17 protein-coding genes, 5 tRNA genes and 1 riboswitch are annotated in these 17,757 nt (G+C 71.8%); of the genes, 12 read left to right on the top strand and 10 right to left on the bottom strand.

Translation table 11 applies throughout. The features are described from left to right. Positions 1 to 47: 47 nt before the first annotated feature. The 5 genes from ACIQU3_RS09455 to ACIQU3_RS09435 all read right to left on the bottom strand — a co-directional run bounded on the left by ACIQU3_RS09455 (position 48) and on the right by ACIQU3_RS09435 (position 2,571). Positions 48 to 458, bottom strand: coding sequence for a hypothetical protein (locus tag ACIQU3_RS09455; RefSeq protein ID WP_403742921.1), 411 nt, complete (start codon positions 456 to 458; stop codon positions 48 to 50). A gap of 177 nt (positions 459 to 635) precedes the next feature. Next, positions 636 to 709, bottom strand: a tRNA-Phe gene (locus tag ACIQU3_RS09450). 24 nt (positions 710 to 733) lie between these two features. Then, positions 734 to 808: transfer RNA gene (locus ACIQU3_RS09445), tRNA-Asp, on the bottom strand. 35 nt (positions 809 to 843) lie between these two features. Further along, positions 844 to 916 (bottom strand) — tRNA-Glu (locus tag ACIQU3_RS09440). A gap of 80 nt (positions 917 to 996) precedes the next feature. Continuing rightward, a complete protein-coding gene (locus tag ACIQU3_RS09435; protein WP_403742924.1) occupies positions 997 to 2,571 on the bottom strand; it encodes a metallophosphoesterase in 1,575 nt (524 codons plus the stop codon). 83 nt (positions 2,572 to 2,654) lie between these two features. Here ACIQU3_RS09435 and ACIQU3_RS09430 point away from each other — a divergent pair, with 83 nt between their 5' ends. The 4 genes from ACIQU3_RS09430 to ACIQU3_RS09415 all read left to right on the top strand — a co-directional run bounded on the left by ACIQU3_RS09430 (position 2,655) and on the right by ACIQU3_RS09415 (position 6,701). Next, on the top strand, positions 2,655 to 3,005 hold the full coding sequence (locus ACIQU3_RS09430; protein ID WP_356662038.1) for a metallopeptidase family protein: 351 nt from the start codon (positions 2,655 to 2,657) through the stop codon (positions 3,003 to 3,005). Between the two features lie 87 nt (positions 3,006 to 3,092). Next, on the top strand, positions 3,093 to 3,638 hold the full coding sequence (locus tag ACIQU3_RS09425) for a hypothetical protein (RefSeq protein ID WP_403924216.1): 546 nt from the start codon (positions 3,093 to 3,095) through the stop codon (positions 3,636 to 3,638). A gap of 674 nt (positions 3,639 to 4,312) precedes the next feature. Continuing rightward, complete coding sequence (locus ACIQU3_RS09420; RefSeq protein WP_403924213.1) at positions 4,313 to 6,412, top strand: DEAD/DEAH box helicase; 2,100 nt, start codon at positions 4,313 to 4,315, stop codon at positions 6,410 to 6,412. 216 nt (positions 6,413 to 6,628) lie between these two features. Further along, positions 6,629 to 6,701, top strand: a tRNA-Lys gene (locus tag ACIQU3_RS09415). A 60-nt stretch (positions 6,702 to 6,761) separates the two neighbouring features. On the opposite strand, the gene ACIQU3_RS09410 is transcribed toward ACIQU3_RS09415, so the two are convergent. After that, the gene (locus ACIQU3_RS09410; protein WP_403743023.1) at positions 6,762 to 7,610 is read right to left on the bottom strand and encodes an RNA polymerase sigma factor SigF; all 849 of its coding nucleotides are present in this window, start codon (positions 7,608 to 7,610) and stop codon (positions 6,762 to 6,764) included. A 346-nt stretch (positions 7,611 to 7,956) separates the two neighbouring features. Next, on the bottom strand, positions 7,957 to 8,451 hold the full coding sequence (locus ACIQU3_RS09405) for a MarR family transcriptional regulator (protein ID WP_403742934.1): 495 nt from the start codon (positions 8,449 to 8,451) through the stop codon (positions 7,957 to 7,959). Positions 8,452 to 8,621: 170 nt separating this feature from the next. Between ACIQU3_RS09405 and ACIQU3_RS09400 the strand changes: the two genes are divergently transcribed. From ACIQU3_RS09400 to ACIQU3_RS09380, 5 genes are all read left to right on the top strand, one after another. Further along, complete coding sequence (locus ACIQU3_RS09400; RefSeq protein ID WP_403743025.1) at positions 8,622 to 9,770, top strand: PP2C family protein-serine/threonine phosphatase; 1,149 nt, start codon at positions 8,622 to 8,624, stop codon at positions 9,768 to 9,770. A 145-nt stretch (positions 9,771 to 9,915) separates the two neighbouring features. Next, entirely contained in the window at positions 9,916 to 10,827 is a 912-nt protein-coding gene (locus tag ACIQU3_RS09395; RefSeq protein WP_403742937.1) for an STAS domain-containing protein, read from the top strand. After that, positions 10,824 to 11,237 (top strand): STAS domain-containing protein, encoded by a 414-nt coding sequence (locus tag ACIQU3_RS09390; RefSeq protein ID WP_403742939.1) that lies wholly within the window; start codon positions 10,824 to 10,826, stop codon positions 11,235 to 11,237. The genes ACIQU3_RS09395 and ACIQU3_RS09390 overlap by 4 nt, the downstream gene beginning before the upstream one ends. Next, positions 11,237 to 11,680: an anti-sigma regulatory factor gene (locus ACIQU3_RS09385; RefSeq protein WP_403743028.1), complete on the top strand. Its 444-nt coding sequence runs from the start codon at positions 11,237 to 11,239 to the stop codon at positions 11,678 to 11,680. The genes ACIQU3_RS09390 and ACIQU3_RS09385 overlap by 1 nt, the downstream gene beginning before the upstream one ends. Next, a complete protein-coding gene (locus ACIQU3_RS09380; protein ID WP_403924211.1) occupies positions 11,680 to 12,753 on the top strand; it encodes a SpoIIE family protein phosphatase in 1,074 nt (357 codons plus the stop codon). Before ACIQU3_RS09385 ends, ACIQU3_RS09380 begins: the two co-directional genes overlap by 1 nt. 227 nt (positions 12,754 to 12,980) lie before the next feature. On the opposite strand, the gene ACIQU3_RS09375 is transcribed toward ACIQU3_RS09380, so the two are convergent. From ACIQU3_RS09375 to ACIQU3_RS09365, 3 genes are all read right to left on the bottom strand, one after another. After that, positions 12,981 to 13,505 carry a MarR family winged helix-turn-helix transcriptional regulator gene (locus ACIQU3_RS09375; RefSeq protein ID WP_403742945.1) on the bottom strand — a complete coding sequence of 175 codons (525 nt, stop codon included), beginning with the start codon at positions 13,503 to 13,505 and terminating at the stop codon, positions 12,981 to 12,983. Between the two features lie 117 nt (positions 13,506 to 13,622). Further along, the gene (ribA, locus tag ACIQU3_RS09370; protein WP_403924208.1) at positions 13,623 to 14,264 is read right to left on the bottom strand and encodes a GTP cyclohydrolase II; all 642 of its coding nucleotides are present in this window, start codon (positions 14,262 to 14,264) and stop codon (positions 13,623 to 13,625) included. A 133-nt stretch (positions 14,265 to 14,397) separates the two neighbouring features. Further along, positions 14,398 to 14,913: a MarR family winged helix-turn-helix transcriptional regulator gene (locus tag ACIQU3_RS09365; protein WP_403742955.1), complete on the bottom strand. Its 516-nt coding sequence runs from the start codon at positions 14,911 to 14,913 to the stop codon at positions 14,398 to 14,400. 77 nt (positions 14,914 to 14,990) lie between these two features. Between ACIQU3_RS09365 and ACIQU3_RS09360 the strand changes: the two genes are divergently transcribed. The 3 genes from ACIQU3_RS09360 (at position 14,991) to ACIQU3_RS09350 (ending at position 17,749) form a co-directional block, all read left to right on the top strand. Then, positions 14,991 to 16,121 (top strand): dihydrofolate reductase family protein, encoded by a 1,131-nt coding sequence (locus ACIQU3_RS09360; protein WP_403742958.1) that lies wholly within the window; start codon positions 14,991 to 14,993, stop codon positions 16,119 to 16,121. A gap of 65 nt (positions 16,122 to 16,186) precedes the next feature. Then, positions 16,187 to 16,260, top strand: a tRNA-Met gene (locus ACIQU3_RS09355). A 286-nt stretch (positions 16,261 to 16,546) separates the two neighbouring features. Further along, positions 16,547 to 16,703: riboswitch (cyclic di-AMP (ydaO/yuaA leader) on the top strand. Between the two features lie 11 nt (positions 16,704 to 16,714). Continuing rightward, entirely contained in the window at positions 16,715 to 17,749 is a 1,035-nt protein-coding gene (locus ACIQU3_RS09350; protein ID WP_403924205.1) for a M23 family metallopeptidase, read from the top strand. Positions 17,750 to 17,757: the final 8 nt, after the last annotated feature.

The raw sequence follows: 17,757 nt of genomic DNA, 5'->3' as shown, positions 1-17,757 counted from the left end.
TGGTGCGTATCCGCTGTCGGCCGGCTGTCCGGCCGGTTCCGGTCCGGTCAGTACCAGGCCGTGCAGATGGTCTTGTGACCGCTGGTGTCCCCGCAGGCCCGCACCTTGTGCGGCGAGCCGTCGTACAGCAGGTTGTTCTGCGGCGTCTGCGTCGACCTCGACGGGCTGGTCGTGTACTGGCGCGCGGTCCAGCTCCTCCCGCCGTTGATCGAGTCGTCCATCCACACCCGCGCCTTGGTGGCACTGGCGCTGCCGGAGATGATGCCCTTGGCGTAGTCGTGCCCGTCCGGGCAGCGCCAGATCTGCAGGATGACCGTGTCCCCGTGGCCGGAGGCGGTCCTCTCCTTCGAGTACTTGCACTCGCCGGTGCCGTAGGCGCTCGCGGATCCGCCGGTGGCCACCACGCCGCCGATGGCCATGGCGAGAGCGATGGCGATCCTGCCGACTGTCTTCTTCATGTCGTTCCCCGTCCTTCATCACGCGTCGCAGCGTGAACCCCTCGGGTCGGGTGAGGGGCGCCCGATTCTAACGTCCAAGATCATCAGCGCCGGTGGGCGGGGGCAGCGGGCAGAAGACACGAAAGAGCCCCTCTCCGAAATCCCGGAGAGGGGCTCAGGCCCTGGTGAGGGCGGTTGTGGCTGGGGCCGGGGTCGAACCGGCGACCTTCCGCTTTTCAGGCGGACGCTCGTACCAACTGAGCTACCCAGCCACGAGGTTTCACGTGAAACCTCAGCGGTCCTGACGGGATTTGAACCCGCGGCCTCCACCTTGACAGGGTGGCGAGCACTCCAAACTGCTCCACAGGACCAAGCTTCGTACGACAGTGTCGCACAGGGTGGTGCGTGCCCCCAACGGGATTCGAACCCGTGCTACCGCCTTGAAAGGGCGGCGTCCTAGGCCGCTAGACGATGAGGGCTATCGGCCCGCCTGGGCGCTTCTCAGCGCGTCGGGGACGTGAGAAGCATATGGGATGGCGGGAGCTATCGCCAAAACGGTTTAGGGCGAGGTCGGCGGGGTGCCCTCCGCGGGGGTGCCGGGGGAGGGGGTCGCGCCGGGCTGGTTCTCCGCCGGGAGGTGGCGGCTGACCTCCGCCGTCGTGAGGCCGAGGCCGCCCAGTTCGATCTCGTCCCAGGCCTGGAGGCGGCGGGTGTCCCGGTCGAAGTACAGGACCGACGTCTCGATGGGATCGGGATGCTTGCCCTCGATGGCGCGCAGGCCGCTGCCGCCCGTGGAGCCCTCGATGCGGAGCCGGGTGCCGTAGGGCAGCATCTCCATCTCGTCGTGGTGCAGATGGCCCGACAGGACCAGCGGGACCTCGCCGTCCACCTCACGGGCGGCGGCGGGCTCATGGGCGACGGCGACGTCCACCGGAGTGCCGGCCGTGCTCTGGTCGCGCAGGGCCGTGGCCAGACGCGCGCCGGCCAGTTCCTGGGACTGCCGGGCGCCGGTCTGCTGCGAGCGGTCGGGGGTGAACTGCGGATCGCCGATGCCCGCGAAGCGCAATCCCTTGATCGTCCGGGCTTTGCCGTCGTCCAGGACGTGGACGTTCTTCAGGCCCTGCAGATGGCGCTGGGTGATCATCGAATCGTGGTTGCCGCGGACCCAGACGTAGGGCGCCCCGAGGTCCTCGACGGGGTCCAGGAAGCCGTTCTCGGCGGCGGTGCCGTGGTCCATCGTGTCGCCCGAATCGACGATCACGTCGATCTTGTACTGCTCCACGAGCGAGGCGATGATCTTCCAGCTCGCCGGGTTCAGATGGATGTCGGAGACGTGCAGGACCCGGATCGTGGAGGGGTCGGGCGCGTAGGCCGGGAGCGTCGAGGTGGCGTCGTAGAGCTTGGTCACGTTGGTGACCAGGCGGGCCAACTCCTTCTGGTAGACGTCGAATTCCGTGACGATGCTGCGCGCGTTGCCGACCAGGGAGGGGGCCGAGGTGAGCAGGCCCGAGAACTTGGGTTCCAGGACGGAGTCGGGGCGCCAGGTGGCGTACGCCGTGCCGCCCGAGGCGGCGAGGAGGGTGAGGGCCAGGCCGCCGGCGGCCAGGGCGCGGCGCGGGCGGCGGTAGACGACGAGACCGAGGGCGGTGGCCCCGGCGACGACGGCGACACCGGAGCGTACGGCCAGGTCGAGAGTGCCGCGGCCGACGTCCCGGGTGACCTCGTCCTGGAGGCCGGAGAGGCGTTCGGGGTGGTCGACGAGGGCCTGGGAGCGGTCGGGGTCGAGCTGGTCGACGTTCACGTCCAGGCGGACGGGGGCGATGTGGCTGTCCAGCTGGAGGGCGCCGAGGGGCGAGACGTTGATCCGGGTGCCGCCGGTGAACGACGGGCGCAGCGTCATCGTGGTGTCCATGGGGCCGACCGGGACCCGCACGTTGCCCACGACCAGCAGTCCCAGCCACGCGCCGCACAGGACGACGGCCACGAGCCCCACGGCACGCGACCACGGGTGTGGCTGGGCCACGAGTTCGATCGTGGTGGGCGCCTGGCGGGAGCGATAGCGGCGGGCGAGGCCGTGCGGGGCCTTGCGAATCGGGTTCAGGACACTCAGGACTGCGGCGGGGACGCGGGCCATTGGTCCCGTATGCCCAAGTCGGCGGCGGGATATGCGGCGCCGGGAGGCTCTCGTCCGGCGGGGTCGTGGCCGACAATGGGCCTGTGCTGGAGATGACGCGCGAGGAGTTCGAGGAGCTGGTCGCCGAGGCGCTCGACCGGATCCCGCCGGAGTTGACGCGACTGATGGACAACGTCGCGGTGTTCGTCGAGGACGAACCGCCCGCGGACGATCCCGAGCTGCTCGGGCTGTACGAGGGGACTCCGCTGACCGACAGGGGCGAGTGGTACGCCGGTGTGCTGCCGGACCGGATCACCGTGTACCGGAACCCGACGCTGCGGATGTGCGAGTCGCGGGAGGACGTGGTCGCGGAGACGGAGATCACCGTGGTGCACGAGATCGCGCATCACTTCGGCATCGACGACGCGCGCCTTCACGCCCTGGGCTACGGCTGACCGGGTTGTGAATACGGGGCGCGTGTCCTCTTGTGGGCGGCGGGAGTTGGAGATGTTGACTCCATCACCCCTTCCGGAGGTGGCCCCGTGCGCCCCTTGTACGTACCCGTCCGACTGGCCGCCACGGTCGTGGCGGTCGCCGCTGCCGCCGGCTGCATGAGTGTCGGCGACGACGACGCGGGCGGGAGTGTCAAGCCGTCGCACTCCGCCGGGCAGCGGGCCGGCGAGGCCTCCGGCGGCGGCTCGGCGGTGTCGGGGGGCGGCGCCGGGTGGGGCGCGGCCGGGCCCGACGGCGAGCGCGGGCACGGCAAGGGCCGGAAAGGCAAGAAGGGCGGCAAGGGCAAGGGCAAGGGCGGTCGCGCGGAGCCGGCGGCCCCCGAGGCGTCACCGAGTTCCGAGGCGAGCCCGGACGCGCCGGGGCGTGACAAGCCGGGGAACACGGCCCGGCCGACGCCGAAGCCGCCGGCGCAGTCGACGCCCACCCGCACCGCCGAACCCGAGCCCACCCCCACTCCGCAGCAGCCGACGACGTCTCCCGAGCCGACGCCGGAGCCGTCGTCGTCGGCCCACGAGCCGCCGGGACCGCAGCTCGAGCAGCGGGAACCGGCACCGGAGGCGGGGGCACCGGCCTAGGTGTGCTGTCCCGGGAGTCCCGCCTGCCGCGCGACGCCTGGCACGCCCTCTCGCCGCACCGGGCGAAGCCCCGAGTACGTCCAGTACGAGGGTCTCCGCCCGGCACGCCGAGAGCACGCACCAGACGCCGTGCGGTCCGCCCTCCGGGCGGACGACGGGACTGTGCGGACACGACCTGGAACCTGTCGTTTGGATCGGGTCGGCCGTGACTGCGCCTCTCCGCCGACCCGAGCCCCGTCACGCCGGCGTGATCCAAACGACAGGCCCTGGGTGTGCCGTCCGGAGCGGATCGCGGCCGTGAGGTGCCGTCGGTTCCCCGCGACCCGACCGACGACACACCCCGTGTCCTGGGGAGGTCCGGTGGCGTGGGACACATTTCCTCCGGGGCGGGAAGAACCCCGGCCGGAGGGTGGTTGGAGCAGGGCGGAAGCCGTCCGGCCGTCGGGCGGTGTTCCGCCGTCGCCTGCACAGTCCGGTTTGCCTTACGGGGCCCGGAGTGCGTATGGTGGCAGATCGTTTGATCCCATCTTGCCCGGCGCCACAGCAGAGCGCGCCGTGTGGCGCGTACTCTCCCTTGCCGTGGTGGACCGCATTGAGGCGGTCGTATTGCGAATCGCGAATCACGGAGTTGACGGGCGCGTGCCGACTGAGACTCCGGAAGGTTTCGCATTCGCATGTCCATTGCCAGTACTGATCACGTCGTCGTGCCCGAGAACGAGGCGGCCGAGGACGCTCCCGAGGTCACCTTCGCGGACCTCGGTCTCCCCGAGGGCGTCGTGCGCAAGCTCGCCCAGAACGGCGTGACCACCCCCTTCCCGATCCAGGCCGCGACCATCCCGGACGCCCTGGCCGGCAAGGACATCCTCGGCCGTGGCCGCACCGGCTCCGGCAAGACCCTGTCGTTCGGTCTGCCGACCCTGGCCACGCTGGCCGGCGGCCGGACCGAGAAGCACAAGCCGCGTGCCGTCATCCTGACCCCCACGCGTGAGCTCGCCATGCAGGTCGCCGACGCGCTCCAGCCCTACGGCGACGTCCTCGGCCTGAAGATGAAGGTCGTCTGCGGCGGTACGTCCATGGGCAACCAGATCTACGCCCTGGAGAGGGGCGTCGACATCCTGGTCGCGACCCCGGGCCGGCTGCGCGACATCATCAACCGCGGCGCCTGCTCGCTGGAGAACGTGCAGATCGCCGTGCTCGACGAGGCCGACCAGATGTCCGACCTGGGCTTCATGCCCGAGGTGACGGAGCTGCTCGACCAGATCCCCGCGGGCGGTCAGCGGATGCTCTTCTCCGCCACCATGGAGAACGAGATCAAGACCCTGGTCGACCGCTACCTGAACGCCCCTGTCTCGCACGAGGTGGACGCGGCGCAGGGCGCGGTGACGACCATGTCGCACCACATCCTCATCGTGAAGCCCAAGGACAAGGCGCCGGTCACCGCGGCCATCGCCTCCCGCAAGGGCCGCACGATCATCTTCGTCCGCACCCAGCTGGGCGCCGACCGCGTCGCCGAGCAGCTGCGCGACGCCGGGGTGAAGGCCGACGCGCTGCACGGCGGCATGACCCAGGGCGCCCGGACGCGGACCCTGGCCGACTTCAAGGACGGGTACGTCAACGTCCTCGTCGCCACCGACGTCGCCGCGCGCGGTATCCACGTCGACGGCATCGACCTGGTGCTGAACGTCGACCCGGCCGGTGACCACAAGGACTACCTGCACCGCTCCGGCCGTACCGCTCGCGCGGGCCGCTCCGGCACGGTCGTGTCCCTGTCGCTGCCGCACCAGCGGCGTCAGATCTTCCGGCTGATGGAGGACGCGGGCGTCGACGCCTCGCGCCACATCATCCAGGGCGCCGGCGCCTTCGACCCGGAGGTCGCCGAGATCACCGGTGCCCGGTCGATGACCGAGGTGCAGGCCGAGTCCGTGGGCAACGCCGCGCAGCAGGCCGAGCGCGAGGTCGCCCAGCTCACCAAGGAGCTGGAGCGGGCGCAGCGGCGCGCGAACGAGCTGCGCGAGGAGTCCGACCGGCTGCTGGCGCGGGTGGCGCGCGAGCGGGGCGACGAGCCCGCGGCCGTGGCCGGGGAGGCCGGCGAGGCCGTGGCCGCCGTCGAGGTCTCGGTGCCCGAGCAGCCGACCGCGAAGGACGTGGAGCGCGAGGAGCGTCCCGAGTCCTCCGCCCCGTACGAGCGCCGGGAGCGGCGTGACGAGCGCGGCGGCTTCCGCCGGGACGACCGTGGCGACCGGGGCGGCGACCGTGGTGGCCGTTCGTTCGAGCGTCGTGACGACCGTGGTGGCCGTTCGTTCGAGCGCCGTGACGACCGGGGTGGCTTCAACCGCGACCGCGACCGCGACCGTGACCGCGACCGCGGTGGCCGTTCCTTCGACCGTGACCGCGGTGGCTTCCGCCGTGACGACCGGGCCGACCGCGGCGACCGGGGCGAGCGCGGTGGCTTCCGCCGGGACGACCGTGGCGACCGGGGCGGTGACCGTGGTGGCCGTTCGTTCGAGCGTCGTGACGACCGTGGCGGCCGTTCCTTCGAGCGCCGTGACGACCGTGGCGGCTTCAACCGCGACCGTGACCGCGGCGGCTTCCGCCGGGACGAGCGCGGTGGGCACCGGGGCAGCGACCGTCCCTTCAACCGGGACCGCCGTGACGACCGTCCGGGCTTCCGCTCCGGCGGGCACGAGCGTCCCTACGGCCGTCGTGACGACCACCGCGGTGGCGGTTCGTTCCAGCGCCGCGAGGACAAGCCGCGCTGGAAGCGCAACGGCTGACATCAGCGCATGAGGAGCGCCGTGGTCCCCTCCCAACGGGCGGGCCACGGCGCTCCGTCGTAGGGGCGCGGAATCCACGGGACGGCGCCGACCCGCCCGAACCGGTCGTTCCAGGGCCCTGATCGGCCCTGTTCGTCCCTTCGCCACGGCCGGGACCCGGATACCCGATCGGAGACTCGGCGTCGTCCGGCTATGCTCGTGGGGGCAACATCGCCTGGGCCCTTAGCTCAATTGGCAGAGCAGTGGACTTTTAATCCATTGGTTGTGGGTTCGAGTCCCACAGGGCCTACGGGAAAGCCCCGGTCCGGAGATCATCCGGACCGGGGCTCTTGTCGTTGTGGGGGCCGGGTCAGCCGGTGGTGAGCATCCCCGAGCGCAGCCGTGCCACCGTGCGCGAGATCAGCCGGGAGACGTGCATCTGCGAGATGCCGAGCCGGGCACCGATCTCCGCCTGGGTCAGCTCCTCCACGAAGCGCAGGTGGAGGATGAGGCGCTGGCGCTCGTCGAGTTCGGCGACCAGGGGCGCCAAGGCGTGGAAGTCCTCGACGAGTTCGAGGGCCGGGTCCTCCTCGCCGATGAACTCCGACAGGGTCGTTTCGCTCTCGTCCGGGTCGCCGGTGACCGTCGCGTCGAGGGAGGAGGACACGTAGCCGTTGGCCGCGATCTGGGCCTCGACGACCTCCTCCTCGGACAGGTTCATCAGGGCGGCCAGTTCGGAGACTCTCGGCGCACGGCCGAGGCGGGAGGCCAGTTCCTCGGTGGCCTTGGCGAGTTCCGTACGGGCCTCCTGCAGGCGGCGCGGCACGTGCACGGCCCAGGACGTGTCCCGGAAGAAGCGCTTGATCTCGCCGATGATGTACGGCACCGCGAAGCTGGTGAACTGCACCTCGCGGGAGACCTCGAAGCGGTCGATGGCCTTGATCAGCCCGATGACGCCGACCTGGACGACGTCCTCCATCGACTGGCCGCTGGTGCGGAACCGGCGGGCCGCGAAGCGCACCAGCGACATGTTCATCTCGATGAGCGTGTTGCGGGCGTACTGGTGTTCGGGCGTGCCCTCCTCCAGCACGGCGAGCCGGTCGAGGAACTGTCCGGTCAGCTCCCGCGCGTCCTGCGGGGCGAGCTTCTGGGGCTCGGCGATCTGCGGCAGCTCCTCACCGGTGTCGGTGGCGGAATCCGTCGTCGTGCCGATGCGCATGGTCGCCGTCACGGGCCCTCCCTGTCAGTCCGGCCCGCTCCGATCCCCCGACAGGCCACCTCAAGCGCCGCTACCCGCCCTCGCCCGGATCATGTCCCGCATATGCCCCGGCGAGACGTTGACCACAGTCGGCGCAGGTCGAGGCGGTGGCGGGGTACCCGGACCGGTACTGCGACGGTACGGGCAGGGAGGGTGGGCGGTGGGGTGCGCGAGAGAGGACCGGAAAGCTCGCGGAGCGGACAGTTGTCGTTTGACAACTATAGGTGGAGGGCAACAGCCTAGGCGTGCCGAACCCGCGCGGGGAAGGGGCCGGAAGGTTCGATTCCGCTCGGTGGCGGCACGTAGGTCAGGCAGTCCGGGCGCCGGACGATCGGGAGTCTTCGGAGTCGTCGTGTATCTGGGCCGCCGCCGCGTCGCAGAACGCCTCCAGCCCCTGCAGCAGCGCGACCCGCTTCGCCGCGGGCATCTGGTCGAGCACCGCGCGCAGCGCCTCCTCCCGGCGCACGCGCAGGTCGTCCAGGAAGGCGCGGCCCCGGCCGCTGAGGTGCAGGCGCACCTCGCGTCGGTCGGCCGGACTGACCTCGCGCTCGACGAACCCGGCCGCCTGCAGCCGGTCGCACAGCCGGCTGGTCGAGGGCGGTGTGGAGGCGAGGGAGTCGGCGAGCGTCCGCAGGTTGATGCCCTCGTGGTGTTCGAGGATGAGCAGCACCCGCAGCTGGGACGCGGAGGCCGGCGCGGTCGAGGCCCGGCCCCAGAGGACTTCCAGCAACTCCGCTGCCGTGGAGGTCACACGGGCGACCTCGGTGGGCTCGGGGCGGGATCGCAGGGAAGTCACAGTCACACTCTCGCAGGCGCCGGGGTGGCCGTCAGCGTACTAGGCGCGGAGTGAACCGCCCGGAACACGCTGCCCGGCCCCTCCCGGCCCGTGGACGAGAACCCGTTTCCGAGGACGCGTCGGCGTCCCGTCGAGGATGGTGAAGGACCACCGTGAGCACGATCACGAGCAGATTCGTGGCCGCCGAGCGCGCCCTGCGTACGGCGGCACCCCATCAACTGCTGGACGCGGTCCGTCGTGTACTGACCGATCAGTACGCGGCGGACTCCGTCGAGCTTTTCCTGGCCGACTACGGACTGACGGTGCTCCAGCCGGTGTCCGTGCTCCCGCACACCCTGCAGCCGGTGTCCGCGCACAACAGCCCGGCGGGCCGGGCCTTCGGCGCGCAGCAGCCGTACGTGGAGACCCTTTCCGGCGACCTCGTACGGGCGCACCTGCCCGTCACCGTGCGCGGCGACCGCCTCGGTGTGCTGACGGTGGCCCTGCCGGGCGCGGAGCACGCCGAGGGCTGTCTGGACGAGCTGGCCGAGATCGCCGAAGTGCTCGGGCACGAGGTCGTCGTGGCCGAACGCGACACCGACCTGTACCTCCAGGCGCGCCGCCGGGACCGGCTCACGCTGGCCGCCGAGATGCAGTGGCAGCTGCTGCCGGGCCGTTCCTGCGCCCGCCCCGAGTACGAGCTGGGCGCGCAACTGGAGCCGGCGTACGCGATCTTCGGCGACAACTTCGACTGGTCCGCCTCCGCCGACCGGCTCAGCCTCTACGTCACCAACGGCATGGGCGAGGGCATCGAGGCCTCCCTGTTGACGAACCTGGCGATCAACGCGCTGCGCAACGCGCGCCGGGCCGGGCTGTCCCTCGACGACCAGGCGGCCCTGGCCGACCAGGCGGTGTACGCGCACTACCGGGGCGGCTGCTACCTCTCCGTGCTGATGCTCGACTTCGACCTGGCCACCGGGCGGGTGCGCGCGGTGGACGCCGGGTCGCCGCAGATGCTGCGGCTGCGCCGGGGCGCGGTGGAGCGGGTGCCGTTCGACGCCCAGTTGCCGCTCGGCATGTTCGAGGAGACCGACTACGTGATCCAGGAGTTCCGGGTCGAGCCGGGCGACCGGCTGGTCTTCGTCAGCGACGGGGTCTACGGCGTCGCCTCCCCGGGCGGCGAGGCCTACGGGGACACCGCCCTGGCCCGGGCCATCCAGTCCACCCGGCTGCTGCCGGCCGCCGACGTGCCCCGGGCCATCCTGCGCGAACTCACGGGCCACCGCGGCCGGTCCACCCCGGACGACGACGCCCTCGTGGTGTGTCTGGACTGGCGTGGGCGGTAAGGGATGGGGCAGGCGCAGGTCAGGGGCGGCAGACGGCAGTTGTTTGGTGGTGCCGTAGGTCGGCACTAATGTTTGTCATACGGCAAGTAACGGCTGAGGCGCCGTCGCGTGACCTCGGTCCGGCCCGTGCAAGGGAGCGATACAAGTGTCGGTGTCGGAAGAGAACGCGGAACAGGAGCCGGTCGCGTACCAGGTGAGCGCCTTCCTGGAACGGCGCCGGGAGCAGATCGCCCAACGGTGGGCGGACGCCGCGCTGTTCCGCACGGTCTTCACCGTGTCCCGGGACGAGGCGGTGGAGGCGGGCCGGGCCGTGGCGGCGGCGCTGGCGGCCGTGTCGGCGTCCGGCCGGCTGGACGACATCCGTGCGTCCGGATTCGAGGCCGTGCGTGACCAGTTGGGGCGGATGGCCGCGTCCCGCGCCCGGACGGGCATCGACCCGGACGGGGTCGCCAACGAGGTCGCCGCCCTGCGCGAGCCGGTGACCGAAGTGCTGCGCGCCGAGTTCGCCGAACCGGACGGCCCCCAGGCGCAGGAGGCGGTGCTGGCACTGACCGTGCTCATGGGCACGCTGCGCCTGGTCGTGATGGAGACGACCCTCAGCGCCGGCGAGGAACTCATCGCCCGGCAGCGTGAGCAGCTGCACGAAGTGGCCACCCCGGTGATCAAGCTGTGGGACAGCACCGTCGCCGTACCGCTGATCGGCACCCTGGACAGTGCGCGCAGCCAGGTCGTCATGGAGAGCCTGCTGGACGCGATCGTCGCCGAGCGCGCCCGGTACGCCATCCTCGACATCACCGGCGTGCCCACGGTCGACTCGCTGGTCGCCCAGCACCTGATGAAGACCGTGGCGGCGGCACGGCTGATGGGCGCCGAGTGCATCGTCTCCGGCATCCGGCCCGCGATCGCACAGACCATCGTCCACCTGGGCATCGACCTCGGCACGGTGCTCACCCGCTCCAGCCTGGCCGACGCGCTCGCCTACGCGCTCAGCCAGCAGGGGGTCGAGATCGCACCGCTGAGGGCGGCCGGCGCGGCGGCGGACGCGGGCACGCGGTGACCGGGATCGCGGGACACGGGCCCGTGGGCGGACACGGCTTCACCGTGCCGGTCCTCCAGCTGGGCGATGTCCTGCTGGTCACCCTCCAGGGGGAGTTGCACGACGGCATGGCCGAGCAGCTCCAGCAGGACATCACCGCCCGGATCTCGCACAGCCGGGTGACCGGGGTGGTGATCGACATCTCCGGGGTGGAGATCGTCGACTCGTTCCTGGGCCGGGTCCTGGCCGAGATCGCCGCGGGAGCCAAGCTGCTGGCGGCCCGCACGGTACTGGCCGGGATGCGCCCGGCCGTGGCCATCACCCTGGTCGAGCTGGGGCTCACCCTGCCCGGCCTGCGGACTGCCCTGGACGTCGAACGCGCGATGGAGCTCCTCGGCGTCACCGCCCGCCGGGGCGAGGGGAGTCCATGATGCAGGCTTCCCGCCATGCCGGCCCGGCCAGCCTGCCGATCGGCTCGGACGCCGACCTGGCGTGGGTTCGGCAGCAGGTCCGGCAGGCTGCCGCCGAGCTCGGCTTCGGGCTGGTGCAGCAGACGAAGCTCGTCACGGCGGCGAGCGAACTGGCCCGCAACACCCTGGTCCACGGCGGGGGCGGCCATGTGGAGATCACCCCGCTGACCGCCGGGACCTCGAACGGGCTGCGGCTGGCCTTCGTCGACACCGGGCCCGGCATCCGAGACCTGGACCAGGCGCTCACCGACGGGTACACCAGCGGCGGCGGCCTCGGGCTCGGCCTGAGCGGGGCCAGGCGGCTGGTGCAGGAGTTCGAGGTGGACAGCAGACCCGGCGAGGGGACCACCGTCACCGTCACCGCCTGGGCCACCGTCGTGCCGCCCTCCCGGACGGCGCCGTGATGAGCAGGGTCTGGGACGTTCCGGTGGAGGACGACTCCACGCGGGTACGGGACGTGCGGGTGGCGGCCGAGGAGGCCAGCGCCTGCGCCGGCCTGCCCGCGAACCGGACCGCGACCGCCGCGCTCGTGGCCACGGAGCTGGCGACCAACCTGCTGCGGCACGCCGAGGGCGGACGGGTGCTGATCAACCTCGTCGAGCGCGCGCACGACGGCGACCACCGGCCGGCCGTGCAGCTCGTCTCGCTCGACCACGGACCCGGCATCCCGGACGTCGCGGCAGCGATGCGCGACGGCTACACCACGACCGTCGCCGCCTCGCTGGGCGCCGGACTCGGGACGTGCCGGCGCATAGCGAACGACTTCGACCTGCACAGCGCGCCGGGCCGGGGCACCGTCGTGATGGCCCGGATCGGCCACGAGCCCGCCGCACGCAACCAGGGGCCGCCCCCGCCCGGGCCGCGCGCCGGGGGCGTCAACGTCCCCCTGGGCAGGGCCGAGCAGTCCGGGGACGCCTGGGCCCGGCTGCGCCACGGCGACCGTCTGACCCTGCTGCTCGCCGACGGGCTCGGCCACGGGGCGAAGGCCGCCGAGGCCTCCACCGCGGCGGTGGAGGAGCTGCGCGGCCTGGGCGGCCTGCCGCCGGCCGAGATCCTGCGCAGTCTGGGCCGGCCCCTGCGCCCCACCCGGGGCGCGGCCGTCGCGGTGGCCCAACTGGATCTGCGAGAGGCCCAGTTGAGCTTCGCCGGGATCGGCAACGTCGGCGCCCGGCTGCGGACCGACGGCGCGTGGAAGCCGTTGCTGTCCCACCCCGGCATCGTGGGCGCGCAGATGCCGGCGTCCGTGCCCGTGCAGCGTGTGCCGTGGCACCCGGGCAGTCTGCTGGTGCTGCACAGCGACGGCCTGCCCAGCCGCTGGACGCCGCCCGACGACGGTGTCCTGCCCGGCTGCGACCCGGCGGTGGCGGCCGCGGTGGTGCTCCGGGACGCGGGGAGCGCGGCCCGTCCGGTACGGGACGACACCTGCGTGGCGGTCCTCACCGCAGGCGGCGAGAGCCGCCACGGCTCGGGCGCGTGACGCCCTACGGCGGCGGGTGCTGTGAGGGCGCGGGTTCGTGACGCCCTACGGCGGCGGGTGCTGTGAGGGCGCGGGTGCGTGACGCCCTACGGCGGCGGGTGCTGCGAGGGCCTTGGTACATGATGCCCGCCGAACTGGGGCAGCTGCCGCGTCGGCTCGGCCGCCTGACGCCCACGGCGGCCGACTGGCGCCGATTTCCGGGTCCGCCCGCGCGCCCGGCCGGTTTCTCAGCGGTTCTCGTCGGTGTCGGTGTCGCTGTCGCAGTCGGTGTCCGTCGACCATGTCGTCCGGGCCGCCAGGAAGCCCCGCAAACCTCTGCTCAGCGCTGCTCGTTCGGCCGGTTCCATGGCAGCCAGTGCCGTGGACAGGGCCTGGGTCCGACGGTCGGCGACGTCATCCAGGACGCGCTGTCCGTGTGAAGTAAGACACAGTTGCACTTCGCGGCGGGTGTCGGGATGCGGCGCCCGTTCCAGCAGGCCGGCCGCGGCCAGACGGTCGCAGAGACGGCTGGCCGTGGGGAGGCCGATGTCCAGGCCGTCCGCCAGGGCCGTCAGGTTCAGCCCGGGCGCGGCCTGCACGGTGCGCAGCGCCCGCAACTGGTGCGGTGACAGCCGCAGGGACGCCTCCTGGGCGGCGACCGACCACAGCGCCACCAGGCTCTCCACGGCATCGGTGATCTGCGCTGCGACGGCCTCCGGGCCCTCGCCCGGTCCCTTCGCCCGGTGGTTGCCGGGGCCGCCGAGATCGGTCACAAACGGTCACTTCCATACAGGCGTGGGTACTGATGAGGTCGCCCTCTTGCAAAGGCTGTACCCGATGAACCGAAGGGCAAGCAGCCCGGTTCAGTGCCCGGCCGGACCGGCGGCCGGTCAGCCCGCGTTGAGCTCCGCCAGCGCCGCGAGCGGCAGTGTGTGCTGGGTCTGGAGCACTTTCGCGCGCAGGTAGCGGACGTTGTGGGCGGTGGTGAAGACGCCGGTGGGGATCCGGTCGTGGACGTCGACGCCCAGCGATCGCAACTGGTCCGCCTTGTCGGGGTTGTTGGAGAGCAGGTCCAGTTCGCCGATGCCCAGGGCCCGGAGCATCTGGGCCGCCGCCGTGTAGTCGCGGGCGTCCTCCGGCAGTCCGAGCGCCGCGTTCGCCTCATAGGTGTCGAGCCCCTCGTCCTGGAGGGCGTACGCGTCGAGCTTGTTGTAGAGGCCGATGCCGCGGCCCTCCTGGCGGAGGTAGAGGAGGACGCCGCCGCGCTCGGCGATGCGCTCGACCGCCTCGCGCAACTGCGGGCCGCAGTCGCAGCGGGCGCTGCCGAAGACGTCCCCGGTCAGGCACTCGGAGTGCAGCCGCACCAGCGGGACGGGGCCGGGCTTGCCGAGGACCACGGCCACGTGCTCGCGGCCGTCGGCCAGCCCGTGGAAGGTGACGAGCTCGGCGTCCGCCTCGTAGCCGTCGTGGAAGCGCAGCGGGATCCGGACGCGGGAGCGCGGGGTGGCGACGACGGCGGGGGTGTCGGGCATGCGGGGCCTCCGGGGTCCGTTTCCTGTTCGGCTGCACAGCCGTACTGCTTCAGATTTGAAGCAGATCCACGTCCGGAACCCTACTCGTGCTTTAAATTTGAAGCAATGGCGAGGCCGACCTCTGTGACGCGGGTCACGAACAGGGGGGTGAAGACCTCCGCCGCCACGGAACGTCGTCCACAGCCGCCCGCGGCCCGTCCTCCTGGAGTCCTTGGGCGATCGCCGCGGAGATCTCCTCCAGCTGGCCCACCTGCTCCTCGCTGAGCCGGTCGAACAGGGAGCTGCGCACGGTCTCGACGTGCCCGGGCGCCGCGCGCTCCAGCACGGCGAACCCCTCGTCGGTCAGTGCCGCGATACTGCCGCGCTTGTCGTACCGGCAGGCCTCGCGCCGCAGCATGCCGTCCTTCTCCAGTCGTGTGACCGCGTATGTCAGCCGGCTGCGCGTGATCTTCAGCCGCTGGGCGAGATCGGTCATGCGCAGCCGCCGGTCCGGGGACTCCGACAGGACGGACAGGATGGAGTAGTACAGGTGCGGCATGCCGGCGTCCTGCTGGAGCTGCCGGTCGATCGCGTCCTCCAGAAGCAGCGAGGCGGCGATGTAGGCGCGCCAGGCGCGCTGCTCCTCGGGGGTGAGCCAGCGAGTCGTCATGCCGCCAGTGTAGGTTTGTTTCAAACTTGAACCAAGCCCTGTCCCGTCCCGCAGTCCCGACCAGCCGCGGAGCACCGATGCCTCACCCGTACGTCCTGCTGTCCGCCGCCGTCTCCCTCGACGGCTACCTGGACGACACCGGGCCCGACCGCCTGTTGCTGTCCGGCCCCGCCGACTTCGACCGGGTCGACGAGGTCCGGGCCGACGTCGACGCGATCCTGATCGGCGCCGGCACCATCCGCGCCGACAACCCGCGCCTGCTGGTGAACTCGGAACGGCGCCGGGCCGCCCGCACGGCCGCGGGCAGGCCCGCGTACCCGCTCAAGGTCGCGGTCAGCGGCTCGGGCGACCTCGACCCGGACGCACGCTTCTGGCACACCGGCGGCGAGAAGCTCCTCTACACGACCGACCGGGGCGCCGAGCGTGCCCGTGCGCTCGGCCTCGCCGCCGACGTCGTCCCGCTCGGCGCCGATCTCGACTGGCGGCGGTTGCTCACGCACCTGCACGACGTCCGGGGAGTACGGCGGCTCATGGTCGAGGGCGGCGGTCTGATCCACACCCAGCTCCTCACCCAGGGCCTGGCCGACGAACTCCAGCTGGTGCTCGCCCCGCTCTTCGTGGGCGACCCCGGTGCGCCCCGCCTCTTCGGCCCCGGCGGCTACCAGGGCGGCCGGCTCCGGCTGCTGGAGTCGCGGCAGATCGAGGACGTCGTCCTGATGCGCTACGAACCGACCGCCCCCGGCACCGGCTCCCTGCCCGCCGCAGCCGATCACCACTGGCTGGCCCTCGCCTGCGAACTGGCCGAGCGCTGTCCTCCGTCGGACACGGCGTTCAGTGTGGGCGCGGTCGTGGTCGCCGACGACGGCACGGAACTGGCCCGTGGCCACTCCCGCGAGGGCGGCGACCCGGTGGTGCATGCCGAGGAGGCGGCCCTCGCGAAGCTCGACCCGGCCGACCCGCGGCTGCCCGGCGCGACGGTGTACAGCAGCCTGGAGCCGTGCGCCCGCCGCGCGTCCCGGCCGGCTCCCTGCGCCCGGCTGATCCTCGACGCGGGGGTGCGGCGGGTCGTCACGGCCTGGCGCGAGCCGGACACTTTCGTGACGGACGCCGACGGCAGCGGCCTCCTGTCGGCGCGGGGTGTGGAGGTCCTCGTACTCCCGGAACACGAGGAGCGGGCCAAGGCCCCGAACCGCCACCTGGCCCGCTGAGCACGGGCCGGACGGAGGGTGTGCGCGAGCGGTCCCGCGGATGGCGTACACTGGTGACACAACGACGCGGGGTGGAGCAGCTCGGTAGCTCGCTGGGCTCATAACCCAGAGGTCGCAGGTTCAAATCCTGTCCCCGCTACTGAAGGCCGAGGGCCGGAATCCAAAAGGATTCCGGCCCTCGGTGCTTTCCCGGTGGCCGCTACGGTCGGTGAGCGAACCGTCCCGTTCCGCATAACAACTGACGCACCGTCAAATCCCTTCGGTCACTTGTATGGTGGTCAACTCGCCCGATTTAAGGCGGTCATGGCAGGTTGGTCCGCGCGAAAAAGGTTAATGATCAAGCGGAATCGCTGGAATACCCCTCGCGCCTCCATTAACGTTCGATAACGCAGCGCGGTCGTCCCAGCCGTCACAGAAGGCGGCTCCGTGCGCACGCGCCGAATCCCGAAAGGGAACCGGGGAACCACCACTTGGGGTGAATCGGGCGGATACCACCGTGGAAGCACGGCAGGTATACGCGCGTAGGAGACCTTCCTGCTCCGAACCCGTCAGCTAACCCGGTAGGCGAGAAGGAAGGAAAGGAGTACGCCCACGTGGCGTCCAACCGGCCTGCCCCCACGGCCCCGTACGCGCCGAAGCGCGACACCGACACCTTCGGCTACGGCGGTCAGCGCACCGACGAGGGCCCGTTCCAGGAGTGGAACCCCACCGAGGAGTCCATCCGTCCCGTCCGCGGCCGGCATCGCGTCACCAAGCAGCGCGGCGGAGGTCTCGCCCGCAGCTCCACCGTCCTGGGCGTCGGTGTCATAGCTGCCGTGGGTGCCGGCGGCATGGCCAGTGCCCAGACCGGCAAGCCCCCGGTGTCCATCTCCGTTCCGGACCTGCCCTCGGTGGGTTCCCTCATCTCGGACGACGACACCCCCGAAGGTTCCGCAACCCCGCTCAGCAGCCTCGGCACCGCCACGGCGGACACCGAGCAGGCCGAGGGCGCCTCCGGTGCCGGCGAGGCGCTGCGCGCCCGGATCATGGCCCAGGTCGAGTACCAGCAGGACCAGATCGAGACCAAGGCCGCCCAGGACGCCGCGGACGCCGCCGAGAAGGCGGCCAAGGAAGCGGTGGCCAAGGCGGAGCAGGAAGCCAAGGCGAAGGCCGCAGAGGCCAAGAAGAAGGCGGAGGAAGAGGCCAGGAAGAAGGCCGAGGCCGAGCGGCTCGCCGCCCTCGCCAAGCAGTTCACCCTGCCGACCTCCTCGTACACCCTCACCTCGACGTTCGGCCAGGCCGGCGCCTACTGGTCCTCCGGCTACCACACCGGCCTCGACTTCGCCGCCCCCACGGGCACGCCGATCAAGGCCGTGCACAGCGGCACCATCGCCGAGGCGGGCTGGAACGGCTCCTACGGCTACAAGACCGTCCTCACCCTCGATGACGGCACCGAGATCTGGTACGCGCACCAGTCCTCCATCGGCGTCAGCGTCGGCCAGAAGGTCAGCACCGGCGACGTGATCGGCCGCGTGGGCGCCACCGGCAATGTCACCGGGGCGCACCTGCACCTCGAAGTCCACTCCGGCGGGTCCGCGAGCGGCATCGACCCGATGGCGTGGCTGCGCGGCAAGGGACTGACCCCGTAAGCGGCACA

The organism is Streptomyces sp. NPDC101110, from assembly GCF_044759525.1.
Lineage (GTDB): Bacteria > Actinomycetota > Actinomycetes > Streptomycetales > Streptomycetaceae > Streptomyces.
The sequence above is the reverse complement of the archived record's forward strand: the minus strand, read 5'-3'. Positions and strand labels throughout refer to the sequence as shown.

What these genes read in the sequence shown, in the direction of transcription:
- ACIQU3_RS09455 (WP_403742921.1), bottom strand. Translation starts at nt 458, where the DNA reads ATGAAGAAGACAGTCGGCAGGATCGCCATCGCTCTCGCCATGGCCATC.
- ACIQU3_RS09435 (WP_403742924.1), bottom strand. Translation starts at nt 2,571, where the DNA reads ATGGCCCGCGTCCCCGCCGCAGTCCTGAGTGTCCTGAACCCGATTCGC.
- ACIQU3_RS09420 (WP_403924213.1), top strand. Translation starts at nt 4,313, where the DNA reads ATGTCCATTGCCAGTACTGATCACGTCGTCGTGCCCGAGAACGAGGCG.
- ACIQU3_RS09410 (WP_403743023.1), bottom strand. Translation starts at nt 7,610, where the DNA reads ATGCGCATCGGCACGACGACGGATTCCGCCACCGACACCGGTGAGGAG.
- ACIQU3_RS09385 (WP_403743028.1), top strand. Translation starts at nt 11,237, where the DNA reads ATGCAGGCTTCCCGCCATGCCGGCCCGGCCAGCCTGCCGATCGGCTCG.
- ACIQU3_RS09380 (WP_403924211.1), top strand. Translation starts at nt 11,680, where the DNA reads ATGAGCAGGGTCTGGGACGTTCCGGTGGAGGACGACTCCACGCGGGTA.
- ribA (WP_403924208.1), bottom strand. Translation starts at nt 14,264, where the DNA reads ATGCCCGACACCCCCGCCGTCGTCGCCACCCCGCGCTCCCGCGTCCGG.
- ACIQU3_RS09365 (WP_403742955.1), bottom strand. Translation starts at nt 14,913, where the DNA reads ATGACGACTCGCTGGCTCACCCCCGAGGAGCAGCGCGCCTGGCGCGCC.
- ACIQU3_RS09360 (WP_403742958.1), top strand. Translation starts at nt 14,991, where the DNA reads ATGCCTCACCCGTACGTCCTGCTGTCCGCCGCCGTCTCCCTCGACGGC.